The organism is Azospirillum agricola (genome assembly GCF_020005195.1).
Classification (GTDB): domain Bacteria; phylum Pseudomonadota; class Alphaproteobacteria; order Azospirillales; family Azospirillaceae; genus Azospirillum; species Azospirillum agricola.
In genome coordinates, this window is the sequence record NZ_JAIFZR010000005.1 from 1,023,063 (window position 1) to 1,035,202 (window position 12,140).

General features: G+C 71.2%; 13 protein-coding genes. 4 read left to right on the forward strand and 9 right to left on the reverse strand.

Going from position 1 to position 12,140, the window contains the following annotated elements:
• Positions 1-6: 6 nt before the first annotated feature.
• Positions 7-753, reverse strand: a complete 747-nt coding sequence (locus JN22_RS19805; RefSeq protein ID WP_085555578.1) for a creatininase family protein — start codon at positions 751-753, stop codon at positions 7-9.
• Positions 754-962: 209 nt separating this feature from the next.
• Between JN22_RS19805 and JN22_RS19810 the strand changes: the two genes are divergently transcribed.
• Positions 963-2,492 carry a YifB family Mg chelatase-like AAA ATPase gene (locus JN22_RS19810; RefSeq protein ID WP_085557256.1) on the forward strand — a complete coding sequence of 510 codons (1,530 nt, stop codon included), beginning with the start codon at positions 963-965 and terminating at the stop codon, positions 2,490-2,492.
• 14 nt (positions 2,493-2,506) lie between these two features.
• On the opposite strand, the gene JN22_RS19815 is transcribed toward JN22_RS19810, so the two are convergent.
• Both JN22_RS19815 and JN22_RS19820 read right to left on the reverse strand, forming a co-directional pair.
• A complete protein-coding gene (locus JN22_RS19815; protein ID WP_085555579.1) occupies positions 2,507-2,743 on the reverse strand; it encodes a Pathogenicity locus in 237 nt (78 codons plus the stop codon).
• A gap of 33 nt (positions 2,744-2,776) precedes the next feature.
• Positions 2,777-4,321 carry an alpha/beta hydrolase gene (locus JN22_RS19820; RefSeq protein ID WP_223677801.1) on the reverse strand — a complete coding sequence of 515 codons (1,545 nt, stop codon included), beginning with the start codon at positions 4,319-4,321 and terminating at the stop codon, positions 2,777-2,779.
• Between the two features lie 281 nt (positions 4,322-4,602).
• Here JN22_RS19820 and JN22_RS19825 point away from each other — a divergent pair, with 281 nt between their 5' ends.
• Together JN22_RS19825 and JN22_RS19830 are read left to right on the forward strand one after the other, a co-directional pair.
• A complete protein-coding gene (locus JN22_RS19825; RefSeq protein ID WP_085555580.1) occupies positions 4,603-4,821 on the forward strand; it encodes a hypothetical protein in 219 nt (72 codons plus the stop codon).
• A 406-nt stretch (positions 4,822-5,227) separates the two neighbouring features.
• A complete protein-coding gene (locus JN22_RS19830) occupies positions 5,228-5,602 on the forward strand; it encodes a helix-turn-helix domain-containing protein (protein ID WP_085555581.1) in 375 nt (124 codons plus the stop codon).
• A 34-nt stretch (positions 5,603-5,636) separates the two neighbouring features.
• On the opposite strand, the gene JN22_RS19835 is transcribed toward JN22_RS19830, so the two are convergent.
• The 6 genes from JN22_RS19835 to rsmI all read right to left on the reverse strand — a co-directional run bounded on the left by JN22_RS19835 (position 5,637) and on the right by rsmI (position 10,886).
• On the reverse strand, positions 5,637-6,254 hold the full coding sequence (locus tag JN22_RS19835; protein WP_085555582.1) for a pyroglutamyl-peptidase I family protein: 618 nt from the start codon (positions 6,252-6,254) through the stop codon (positions 5,637-5,639).
• Between the two features lie 15 nt (positions 6,255-6,269).
• Positions 6,270-7,268: a tryptophan--tRNA ligase gene (gene trpS / locus JN22_RS19840; RefSeq protein ID WP_085555583.1), complete on the reverse strand. Its 999-nt coding sequence runs from the start codon at positions 7,266-7,268 to the stop codon at positions 6,270-6,272.
• Positions 7,269-7,738: 470 nt separating this feature from the next.
• Positions 7,739-8,686 carry a glutathione synthase gene (gene gshB / locus JN22_RS19845; protein ID WP_085555584.1) on the reverse strand — a complete coding sequence of 316 codons (948 nt, stop codon included), beginning with the start codon at positions 8,684-8,686 and terminating at the stop codon, positions 7,739-7,741.
• A 28-nt stretch (positions 8,687-8,714) separates the two neighbouring features.
• Complete coding sequence (locus tag JN22_RS19850; protein WP_085557258.1) at positions 8,715-9,548, reverse strand: SirB1 family protein; 834 nt, start codon at positions 9,546-9,548, stop codon at positions 8,715-8,717.
• Positions 9,549-9,571: 23 nt separating this feature from the next.
• The gene (locus tag JN22_RS19855; protein WP_085555585.1) at positions 9,572-9,940 is read right to left on the reverse strand and encodes a YraN family protein; all 369 of its coding nucleotides are present in this window, start codon (positions 9,938-9,940) and stop codon (positions 9,572-9,574) included.
• A complete protein-coding gene (gene rsmI / locus JN22_RS19860; protein WP_317852932.1) occupies positions 9,933-10,886 on the reverse strand; it encodes a 16S rRNA (cytidine(1402)-2'-O)-methyltransferase in 954 nt (317 codons plus the stop codon). The genes JN22_RS19855 and rsmI overlap by 8 nt, the downstream gene beginning before the upstream one ends.
• Positions 10,887-11,011: 125 nt before the next feature.
• On the opposite strand from rsmI, the gene JN22_RS19865 reads away from it, so the two are divergent.
• A complete protein-coding gene (locus JN22_RS19865; RefSeq protein ID WP_223677802.1) occupies positions 11,012-12,097 on the forward strand; it encodes a penicillin-binding protein activator in 1,086 nt (361 codons plus the stop codon).
• Positions 12,098-12,140 lie beyond the last annotated feature (43 nt).

The window sequence follows — 12,140 nt, forward strand, 5'->3', positions numbered from 1 at the left end:
GACCGCTCAGGCCTCGGCGAGGAAGGCCCGGTACTGCGCGGCGATGGCGCCGACCGCCGCCTCGTGGAACTGCCGGCCGTGCTCCGGACGGGCGAGGCCGGGGGCCGAGCCGATGCGGCCGTCGGGGTAGCGGCGGCGGAAGTCGCGGGCGTCGTGGAATCCGCCGGCCGGAGCCTGCTCGGGCTCCATCGCCACGCTCTTGATGGAGTCCGGGTAGGCGTACTGGGTCAGCGACACCTCGCTGGGGGTGGCGTGCGAGCCCTCCTTGCCGGGGTAGAACTCGCGCGACAGGCGGCCGACCTCGGCGTTCTCCCACCAGTTGACCAGGGTGCAGCGCAGGTCCGGGGCGTCGCGGCCCTTCAGCGCGCGCTGCTCGGCGTAAATCTCGTAGAAGGCGGCGCGCACGGTGGCGATGTTGCCGCCATGGCCGTTGACGAAGAAGAAGCGCTCGAAGCCGTGCTCGGCGAGTGAGCCGACATAGTCGCGCAGCAGGGCGATCAGGGTCGAGGGCTTGAGCGTCATGGAGCCGGGGAACTCCATGTGGTGCACCGCCATGCCGACCGGAATGGTCGGGCCGACCAGAGCGCCGGTCGCCTCGCCGACGCCGCGCGCGATGACCTCGGCGCAGATGGCGTCGGTGCCGACGAGGCCGTTGGGGCCATGCTGCTCGGTCGAGCCGATCGGCATGACGATGCCCTTGGAGGTCTTCAGATAGGCCTCGACCTCGGCCCAGGTGCTCAGGTGAAGCTGCACGATGTTGGTTCCTCGATGCGGGGGTCCGGCGCGGATCAGCAATCCCGGAATGGCAATCCTAGAGCGTCGGCGCCGCCGGGCAACCGCTCAAATGCGGGGGGCGGCCCGGCGCCGCCGTCGGGTCGGGGGGCGGTCTCCGCATCCCAGGCTGGCGCTTTCGTCGGCCGGCCCCTACACTCGCGTGCATTTCCTGAAATCGAGGTGTGTCGGTGGTTGCGCGCGTCAACACGGTGGCGTTCCAGGGCATCGAGGTGCTGGGCATCGACGTGCAGGTCCAGATGTCCGGCGGGATCGTCGCCTTCACCGTGGTCGGGCTGCCCGACAAGGCGGTGGGCGAGAGCCGGGAGCGGGTGCGCGCCTCGCTGCACGCTCTGGGTCTGGCGCTGCCGGCCAAGCGGATCACCGTCAACCTCGCCCCCGCCGACGTGCTGAAGGAGGGCAGCCATTTCGACCTGCCGATCGCGCTCGCCCTGCTGACCGTGATGGGCGTGCTGCCCGACGTCGAGATGGCCCGCTACGTGGCACTCGGCGAGCTGGCGCTGGACGGGGCGCTGAGCCCGGTGGCGGGGGTGCTGCCGGCGGCGATCGACGCGCTGGCCCGCGACCGCGGGCTGATCTGCCCGGAGCCCTGCGGCGGCGAGGCGGCCTGGGCCGGGCCGGGGCTGGACGTGCTGGCGCCGCCGACGCTGCTGGCCCTGATCAACCATTTCAAGGGCAGCCAGGTGCTGACCCCGCCCAGGCCGCGCGTGCAGGAGGCGGAGGCGCTGGCGCCCGACCTGCGCGACGTCAAGGGCAACGAGACCGCCAAGCGCGCGCTGGAGGTTGCCGCCGCCGGCTCGCACAATCTGCTGATGATCGGGCCGCCCGGATCCGGCAAGTCGATGCTGGCGGCGCGGCTGCCCGGCCTGCTGCCGCCGCTCGACCCGGCGGAGGCGCTGGAGGTGTCGATGATCCACAGCGTCGGCGGCCTGCTGGAGGGCGGCAAGCTGCTGCGCCAGCGGCCCTACCGCGCGCCGCACCAGTCGGCCAGCCTGCCGGCGCTGGTCGGCGGCGGCTCGCGCGCCAAGCCGGGGGAGATCTCGCTGGCGCACCAGGGCGTGCTGTTCCTCGACGAGCTGCCGGAGTTTCCGCGCCCGCTGCTGGAGGCGCTGCGCCAGCCGCTGGAGACCGGCAAGGCGGTGGTCAGCCGCGCCAACCACCACGTCACCTACCCGGCGCGGGTGCAGCTCGTCGCCGCGATGAATCCCTGCCGCTGCGGCCATCTCGACGACGCCGCGCTGGCCTGCGCCCGCGCGCCGAAATGCGCGGGGGACTACCAGTCGAAGATCAGCGGCCCGCTGTTCGACCGCATCGACCTGCACATCGACGTGCCCGCCGTCAGCCCGGCCGACCTCAGCCTGCCGCCGCCGGCGGAGGGCAGCGCCGAGGTCGCCGCCCGCGTCGCCGTCGCCCGCGCCATCCAGGCGGAGCGCTACGCGGCGCTGGCCCCGGCCGGCCGGGCACCGCTGCGCACCAACGCCGAGGTGGATGGCGAGCTGCTGGAACGGGTCGCCGGTCCCGACGCCGCCGGCCGCGCCCTGCTGACCGAGGCGGCCGAGCGGCTGAAGCTGTCGGCGCGCGGCTACCACCGGGTGATGCGGGTGGCGCGGACGCTGGCCGACCTGGACGGCGTCGACGGCGTGCGGCGGCGCCACATCGCCGAGGGGTTGAGTTATCGCCGCATCGCGCCGGGGCGCTGAGCGGGCCGGAGTCTTCAGGCAGGCGTCCGGGCCAGGGCGATGGCCGCCTCGATGGCCTTGCGCGCCTGCGGGCTGTTCTTCCAGCAGCTGCTGCCGAGCATCGCGGCGGCGGCGCCGCACAAGGCGGCGGCGTCCTGTTCGGCCAGCGTGGACAGCCGCTCGATGCCGAGCTGTTCGAGCCGCGCGATCACCGTCGGGCCGACGCCCTTCACGGACAGCAGGCGGTCGCGTTCATCGCTGGGGAAGGGCATCGCGGGTTTCCTGGAAAAGAGGGGGGACGGGGGTCACGGCCCGTCGAACTGGGGCGGCCTGGCGGCGCCGGGGCAGATGTTGGCGGGCAGGGTCTCGGTCTCGACGAAGGTGACGGCGGCGGCCATCGCGCAATCCTCGCCGGAGGTGACGAGATGGCCGGCGCTGCGGAACACCAGATGGCGGCTGCGCGGCAGGGTGGCCGCCGCCCGCTCGCCCCATTCCGGCGGCGTCACCGGGTCGTAGGCGCCCGACAGCAGCAGCACCGGCAGCGGACTCGCCACCGGCAGGCGCTCCGTCGGCTCCTGCGTTCCCGCCGGCCACAGGCGGCACACGCGCCGGCCGGGGTCGTCGGCGGCGATCGTGCCGTAGGGCGGGAAGCGGCGGGCGCTTTCGGCGCGTCTGGCGGGATCGGCCGGGTTCACCGTCTCCCGGCATTCGACGGAGAAGGCGAGGCCGTCGGCGATCTCGGTGTCGCCCAGCCAGCTCGACGGAGCCCACTCGGCGACCATGTCGTAGCGGCCCCTTGCGGTGCGGTCGATCATCGCCGGCACCGAGGGCACCGCCTCGCCGGTGGACATCGCCTCCATCCCGGCGGCGATCAGCGCGGCGCCGGTCAGGCGCAGGGCGCGGCGCGCCTCGAAGTCGCCGACGATGAGGTCCACCGGGTTGCGGTCGAGCCGCTCCACCAGATCGAGGAAGCGCTTTTCCAGATTGGGGTAGGCGGCCCGGCAGGCGCGGTTGGCGGCGCAGTCGTCGAACAGCCGGCGGAACACGCGCTGGGCCAGCCAGGGCGCCTCCTCCTGCGCGTTGACGTCGGGCGGGTAGACCGAATCGAGAACGGCGCTGCGCACGCGGGGACCCTGCCGGCGCAGGATCTCCAGCGCGACGCGGGTGCCGTAGGACACCGCGAACAGGTTGACGCGTTGGGCGCCCAGCGCGGTCGCCACGTCCAGCGCGTCGTCGGCGGCGATCGGGGTGGAGAACTGGGCGCTGTCCAGCCCGGTCGCCTTGAAACGGTTCAGACAGGTGGTGACCGCCGCTCGCTCGGCCGCCGCCCGCTGCTCGCGTGGCATCGGGCGGATGTGCGGAGTGGCGCCGGCGGCGTCCAGCTCCGGGCAATCGGTGTCCGGTTCGGCCCGGCCGACCCCGCGCGGGTCGAACAGGATCACGTTGCGGGTGCGGCGGAAGGCGGCGGACAGCTCCCACCACACCTCCATCCGTTCCTCCACCGCCTCGCCGCTGCCGAAGGGGGAGGCGCCGGGCCCACCCTCCAGGAACAGGACCGGGTCGGGGGCGGGCTGGCGCGCGGTGCTCAGCAGGACCGCGACCGGCAGGCGGAAGCCGCCCGCCGCCGCGCGGTCGCGCCGTTCCGGAACGGCGACGGTGCCGCACAGCGCGGCCTCGCCGTCCGGAACGCTGAACCAGCAGGGGCCGGGGGTGAAGCGCGCCTGGGTCGCCGTCTGGGCCGCCGCCGGGGCCGGACCGGCCAGGGTCGCGGCTGCCAACGTCGCGAGGGCCAGCCCCGACAGGGCGATCCGCGACCACCAGGGCCGCGCGGGACGGGCGCAGACGGGCACGGGCGAGGACTCGCGTGAAGGGAAACAGGCGGGGTGGACGCGGGGGTTCCCCGGAACCGGATTGTTTGACCGAGCCACCACCAATTGTCCAGTCGCGCCGGTCCCCCGGCTTTCGCGCCACAAAACACCGATGGCACGGTGCAAAATTGTCACAGCGGCGTTTGGGCGCTGTCGAGCGGACCCGGATCACCGCTTGACGCAACACATCCGAGAGCGGAATTATTGCGACACCCGACGCCGGATGGTCCGACGGCGGGAATTCATGCGGAAGGAACAAGACCATGCCGACCTTGTGGACGGCGTTGCGGAGCCGCTGGCTCGATTCCGGCGGCGGGACGGACCGGCTGGAAGACGGGCTGGGCGAGCATCTGCGGCGCGACATCGGCCTGACCGCCGGGAGCCCGGCCGCCGGGGAGCGGCGGTTCGATCCGGCCTATCCCATCCGCGATCGGAACCTTTCTGACGCGCGGACATTTTTGACGTTGCAACCGTATCGCTGACCGGCGATACCGGATCCGCCGGTGCGTTCGCCCCGGCGCCACTCAACCCCTGGAGCATCACGATGAAAACCCTCGTAACCGCCTGGATCGCCCGATCCGGCGACCCGGCCGCCCCGGCCGCCACCCATGCCCAAAACCGCAACATGCGCGTCCCGACCTTCAAGCCCTTGGGCGAACGTGACTTCCGGACATCGAGAGGATCCCATGAGTGTCTTTCTGGGCTTTTGCGGTCACCGTCTCTTCGTTGAACACGCCCTCTGGGCAGCGCCGAACGGGTCGTTCGACCTGCGGCGGGAAAACGGGGAAGTCATCCTATGGCTTGGACGCCTGAACATCATCTACACACCGGCCCGCTGGGGACCACCGTCGCGCGCGCGGTAGCGCCGGACGTCGTGGAGGCAGTCTGATGCCGGCCCGCGTCCGTCACGACGAGGTTGCCACCGTCGTCCAGGTGCTTGAGGCGTTCCGCAAGCTCGACCCCGACCTGCCGATCCAATACGCGCTGAGTTTCATGACCATCGCGCAGAGCGAAGGCATTTCGATCGGAGAGCTGGCGGAACGCCTGGGCATCGCCCAATCCTCGGCGTCGCGCAACGTCGCCGCGCTCAGCCGCTGGCACAGCTTCGGCAAGGCCGGGCTGGATCTGGTGCAGGCGCAGGAGGATCCGCGCGAGCGCCGCCGCAAGATCGTCACCCTGACCGACGCCGGCCGCGCCTTCCTGGCCGGGCTGCGTGTCATCGTCAACCCGCCGGACAGCCGCCGCGCCGCCAAGCTGGCCTGAGCGCGCCGTTCCGCGCGCCGGTCGCGGTGGAAAATCAGCCGACCCTGTCCAGGGCGCGGCGCAGCATGTCCACCAAAACCCGCCCGGCCAGCTCCTGCCGTTCCAGCGCCAAGCCGTGCTGTCCCCTGGCCGCCTGCGCCTGCTCCGGCAGCGGCGGCATGTGGAAGAAGCCCATCGGCGCGTCCATCCCCGCCGTCTCGACGATGTGGCGGGTCCGGTAGAACAGGTGGTTGCCAAGAAAGCCGCCGGCAAAATCCCCGAACGTCACCGGCAGGCCGGCCATCGCCAGTTCCCGCATCACGTGCGGCACCGGCAGGGTGGAGCCGTAGGCGGTCGGCCCGTCCGCAACGATGGTGTGCTCCTCGCGCACCGTTCCGGCGGCGTCGGCCTGTGCGCTCTCGTCGCGGTTCCAGGCGAGGCGCTCGATCCGGATGGAGGCGGTGCGCTCGGACAGGGCGAAGGCCAGCACCGCCATCGGCCGGTGGCGGTCGAGCAGGGCCGCCATCTCCTCGCCGCAGACGTCGTAGAGCGGGGAGAGGGTGGCGGCGACGACCCCCGGCTCGCCAGCCAGCCGTTCCATCAGCAGGGCGGTCGGATCGACCGTCCGGTCGCCGAAGGGGTGGAAGCCGGTGAGCAGGATGGGGGCCGTCATCGCGGGCACGCCGTCTTATGGCCGCAGCAGGCCGATGATGTCCTTGACGTCGTTCAGGTTCTTCTCGGCGATGGCGGCTGCGCGCTCGCCGCCCTTGCGCAGCAGGCGGTCGATCTCCGCCTTGTCGGCCAGCAACTCCTGCATGCGGGTGGTGATCGGCGCCAGCTTGGCCACCGACAGATCGACCAGCGCGGTCTTGAAGCCGGAGAACTGGGCGCCGGCGAACTGCGCCAGCGTCTGCTCGCGGCTCTGGGCGGCGAGCGCGGAGTAGATGGTGACGAGGTTGTCGGCCTCGGGCCGCGCCTCCAGCTCGGTGACGGTCTCGGGCAGGGGTTCCGGGTCGGTCTTGGCCTTGCGGATCTTCTGCGCGATGGTGTCGGCGTCGTCGGTCATGTTGATGCGCGAATATTCGGACTCGTCCGACTTCGACATCTTCTTCTTGCCGTCGCGCAGGCTCATGACGCGCGTCGCCTCGCCGAGGATCTGCGGCTCGGGCTGCGGGAAGAACTCAGTGCCGTAGCGGCGGTTGAAGGCGCCGGCGATGTCGCGGGCCAGTTCCAGATGCTGCTTCTGGTCCTCGCCGACCGGGACATGGGTCGCCTTGTAGAGCAGGATGTCGGCGGCCATCAGCGTCGGGTAGGCGTAGAGGCCGAGGTTGGCCATGTCCTTCTGCTTGCCGGCCTTCTCCTTGAACTGGGTCATCCGGTTCAGCCAGCCGAGCGGCGTGTGGCAGGACAGGATCCAGCTCAGTTCCGAATGGCCTGGAACGAAGGACTGGTTGAACAGGATGTTCTTGTCCGGGTCGATGCCGGCGGCGATGTAGGCCGCGGCGACCTCGCGGATGTTGTTGCGCAGGACCTCGGAATCCTGGTCGATGGTCAGGGCGTGCAGATCGACGACGCAGAAGATGCATTCGTAGCTGTTTTGCAGATCCACCCAATTGCGCAGCGCCCCCAGATAGTTGCCGAGGTGAAGCTGCCGGGTCGGCTGCATGCCGGAGAAGATGCGGTTCACGGGTGGTCTCGCTCGAAAACTCTGGGAGGCCGGAGTTATCGCCCCCCCCGGCGCGGTGGTCAAGGCGCGCCGCGCAGAACCGGCGCGGCGAAAGGGGGCATCGGGCGCGTGCCATGACCCGGAGCCAGGACGAAGCGGCAGGGAAGCGACGCTTCAGTCACATCCTCGTGGTTGAGTGGAATGCGTTCGTGTGCTACCGAGATCCGGTGTGGTCGGGAGGGGGCGGACCGGCCGCCCCCGCCACACAGGAGGAGATGCAGGATGCGGGACATCCTCACTCTTCTGGTCCTGCTGCTGGAGATCATCAAGCGTCTGCTTGACCTCTTCCGCTAAGGACCGGACCTGGGGCGACGGGAATCAGCCGTCGTCCCCATGGTCACTAAAGATATGGCCGCCCCCTCGGCAACGCAAGGGGACGGCCATCGCCGGAAACGCGGAAAATTGCAGGGAGCTGCCGGTTTTTCCCGCCGTCAGGTGGTGGCGCGGCGGCGCTCGATGGCGTCCCACAGCAGGGCTTCCAGCTGCACGCCGTCCAGGCGGTTGATCTCCTGGATGCCGGTCGGCGAGGTGACGTTGATCTCGGTCATGTAGTCGCCGATCACGTCGATGCCGACGAAGAGCAGCCCCTTCTCGCGCAGCACCGGGCCGATGGCGGCGCACATCGCGCGCTCGCGGTCGGTCAGTTCGGTCTTCTTCGCGCTGCCGCCGGCGTGGAAGTTGGCGCGGGCCTCGCCCTCCTGCGGCATGCGGCTGACGGCGCCGGCCGGCTCGCCGTCGATCAGGATGATGCGCTTGTCGCCCTGGCGGATCTCCGGCAGGTAGCGCTGGACGATCACCGGCTCGCGGTAGAGCTGGGTGAAGAGTTCCAGCAGCGAGCCGAGATTCTCGTCGTCCGGCTTCAGGTGGAAGACGCCGGCCCCGCCGTTGCCGAACAGCGGCTTGACGATGATGTCCTTGTGCTCGGCGCGGAAATCCAGGATCGACTGCTTGTCGCTGGTGATCAGCGTCGGCGGCATCAGGTCGGGGAAGCGGGTGATGAAGATCTTCTCGGGCGCGTTGCGCACCTCGGCCGGGTCGTTCAGCACCAGAACCTTGGGCTGGACATGCTCCAGCAGGTGGGTGGAGGTGATGTAGGCCATGTCGAAGGGCGGATCCTGCCGCAGCAGGATGACGTCCATGGTCGACAGGTCGGTCAGCACCGGCTCGCCCAGCGTGTGGTGGGCGCCGCGCTGGCGGACGACGGTCATCGCGCGGACGCGGGCGGTCAGCCGGTTGCCGGTCAGGATCAGGTCGCGCGGGTGGTAGTGGTACAGGCGATGGCCGCGCTTCTGCGCCTCCAGCGCCATCATGAAGCTGGAATCGGTGTCGATGTTGATCGACTCGATGGGGTCCATCTGGAACGCGACGGCGAGGCTCATGGCGGGTCTCCGGCCACTCAGGGTCTTGTCAGTTCAGGCGTTTCTTCAGCTGCTGGATCAGCGAGGCGGTCTGCATCCGGTGATGCTCGTCGCCGGTCAGCGCCATGAAGGTCTCCAGCGCGACGATGGCGTCCCTGATGTTGCCGGTGTGGGCTTCCAACAGGCCGGTTTCGCGCCACAGCGCCGGCTCGTGCGGGGCGAACAGGCGCATGCCCTCCAGCACCTCCAGCGCCTTGGGCACCGCGTGGGCCGACAGGTGGCGCAGCTTGATGTTGTTCTGGAGCCGCAGCAGCACGTCGCGGTTCGACACCGGCTGGTAATGCTCGGGCTCCAGCTCGGCGGCGCTGCCGGCGGTGGCCTTCAGCAGGTCGCGCAGGTCGACGACGGTGCGGATCTGCCCGTCGTTGAAGGGATCGACGATGGCGCGGGCCGGTCCCTGGTCGATGCGGACGAGGAAATGGCCGGGGAAGTTCAGCCCGACCATCGACCAGCCCTGCGAGCGGGCGGCGTGCATGTAGAGGATGCCGAGGGCCACCGGAAGCCCGCGCCGCCGGTCGATCACCCGCAGCAGGTTGGCGTTCTGGAGGTCGTCGTAGGTGTCGTGGTCGCCGGAATAGCCGTGCCGTTCGCCGATCACCCGGCGCAGCCGTTCGATGCGGGAGTCCAGGCTGTCGCCGTCGGGAGCGTCCTGCGCGGCCATATCCTCTACGATCGCCCGGATGTGGCGGCGGTAGCCGTCGAGGTCGCTGTTGGGCATCTCCAGGGCGCCGAGCGCCAGGGCGGCTTCAGCCAGATCGATCTCGTCGTCCGGCTGGTCGCCGGTGCGACGCAGGATCTCGCGGGCTTCGGCTGTGCTGGTCAAGGAGCTGTCCTTCGTCTCGCTCGTCAGATCCGCCACGCGTCGATCAGGTGACGGGGCCACGCCCAAGGCGTAACGAGCATCACGTCGAAGCGCAAGACATAGCCGGCGTATCGGGGGTTCGCCGCCAGATAGACATGGGCCGCGCGGGCCAGACGGCCACGCTGGCGGGCGTTCACCGCCTCGTTGGCGGTGTCCCAGTCGCCGCGCGCCTTCACCTCGATCACGGCGATGGTCTGGCCGCGCCGGGCGACGATGTCGATTTCCCCCATCGGGGTGCGCAGCCGGTTGGCGAGGATGCGGTAGCCCTTCAGACGCAGCGACAGCCGGCACAGGCTTTCGGCGAAACGGCCGAACGCCTCGGCCCGGCGGCGCAGCGCGTCGAACTCAGACATGGCCGCTTCCCTTGGCCCCGCTTCCCCTTGGCCCGTCCCCATCCTCGCGCGCCAGCTCCAGGGCGCGGGCGTAGACCCCGCGCTTGGGCTGGCCGGTGCGGGCGGCGACGTCGGCGGCGGCGTCGCGCACCGACAGGCGGGTCAGCGCCTCGCGCAGCAGGGCGTCGATGTCGGCCTCGCCGGGGGTCTCCTCGGCGCCGGGCGGGCCGATCACCAGCACGACCTCGCCGCGCGGCGGGCCGGCCTCGGCGTAATGGGCGGCCAGTTCGGGCAGGGTGCCGCGCCGCACCTCCTCGTAGAGCTTGGTCAGCTCGCGGGCGACGGCGGCCTCGCGCGGGCCCAGGATGTCGGCGAGGTCGGCCAGGGATTCCGGCAGGCGTTGCGGGGATTCGAAGAAGACCAGCGTGGCCGGCACGCCCTTCAGCTCGCCGGCGGTGGCGCGCCGGGCGCTGCTCTTGTTGGGCAGGAAGCCCGCGAACAGGAAGCGGTCGGTCGGCAGGCCGGAGAGCACCAGCGCCACCAGCGGCGCCGAGGCGCCGGGCAGGGTGGTGACCGCGACCCCCTCCGCCACGCACTCCCGCACCAGCTTGTAGCCGGGGTCGGAGACCAGCGGCGTGCCGGCGTCGGTGACCAGCGCGATGGAGTCGCCGCTTTTCATGCGTTCGATGAGGATCGGACGCATCTTCGCCGCGTTGTGCTCATGGTAGGAGACGAAGGGGGTGTGGATGCCGTGGATGCCCATCAGCTTGGCCGTGACCCGCGTGTCCTCGCAGGCGATCGCCGAGGCGCGCGTCAGGACATCGAGCGCGCGCAGCGTGATGTCGGCGGCGTTGCCGATCGGCGTCGCGACGACATAAAGGCCGGGCGCGAGTTTACTTGCAGGGCCGGTGCCGCTACCTTGAGCGCCACTTTGGGCCGCAGCGGATGTGGAGACGATCGGTGGCACGCTTGGCAACAGCTTTCTCACGGGGTCTGAAACGTCACGGCGTGGCAGCCTTGGTGGTCGCCGGGTGGCTTTCGGCCTGCTCGACTGTAACGGCCCCACCGCCGGTGGCACAAGCGCCGCAACCGGTGGCGCCGGTTCCGTCGGCGGTCGTGCCGCAGACGGTCAAGGTGGCGCTGCTGCTGCCGCTGACCGGGCCGAGCGCCCAGATCGGCCAGCCGATGCTCGACGCCGCCCAGCTCGCCCTGTTCGACACGGCCGGCGACCAGTTCGAGCTGCTGCCGCGCGACACCAAGGGCACGCCCGCCGGGGCGGCCGAGGCGGCGCGGCAGGCCATCGCCGAGGGCGCCCGGCTGATCCTCGGCCCGCTCTTCGGGGCGGAGGTCGCGGCGGTGCGGCCGGTGGCGCAGAACGCCGGCATCGACGTGCTGGCCTTCACCAACGACTGGACCCAGGGCGGCGCCGGCACCTATGTCATGGGCTTCGTGCCGGGCGACCAGGTCAACCGCGTCGCCGGCTTCGCCCGCTCGCGCGGCGTCACCCGCTTCGTGGCGCTGGCCCCGCGCACGCCCTACGGCGACGCCGTGGTCAGCGCGCTCCAGGCCACCAGCCAGCGGCTGGGCGGCACGGTGACGCAGGTGGAACGCTACGACCCGGCGGTGCCGGACCTGTCGATCCCGGCCAAGCAGGTCGCCCAGGGGCCGGGGGCCGGTGCCGGCCAGCCGCAGGCGGTGCTGCTGGCGGAAGGCGGCCCCCGCGCCCAGGGCATCGCCTCGGCGCTGGCGGCCAACGGGATGGCGCCGCAGCAGGTCAAGCTGCTCGGCACCGGCCTGTGGGACGACACCCAGGGCGTCGCCGCGCTGGGGCAGGAGCCGGCGCTGGTCGGCGCCTGGTACGCCGCCCCGGCGCCGCAGGCCCGCGCCGAGTTCGAGAGCAAGTTCGAGCGGACCTACGGCCGCAAGCCGCCGCGCATCGCCACGCTGTCCTACGACGCGACGGCGATCGCCGCGGTGCTGGCGCGCACGAACGGGCCGGCGGCGCCGTTCGACCGGATGGCGATGACCAACCCCAGCGGTTTCGAGGGCATCGACGGCCTGTTCCGCCTGACCCCGACCGGTCTGGTCGAGCGCGGACTGGCCGTGCTGGAAGTGACCCCGAACGGCGCCCGCGTCGTCGATCCGGCGCCGCCGAACTTCGACGTGCTGGGGCAGTAAGGGGCTGTCGTCTCCCTCCTCCGCGCGAGCGGGGGAGGGGTAG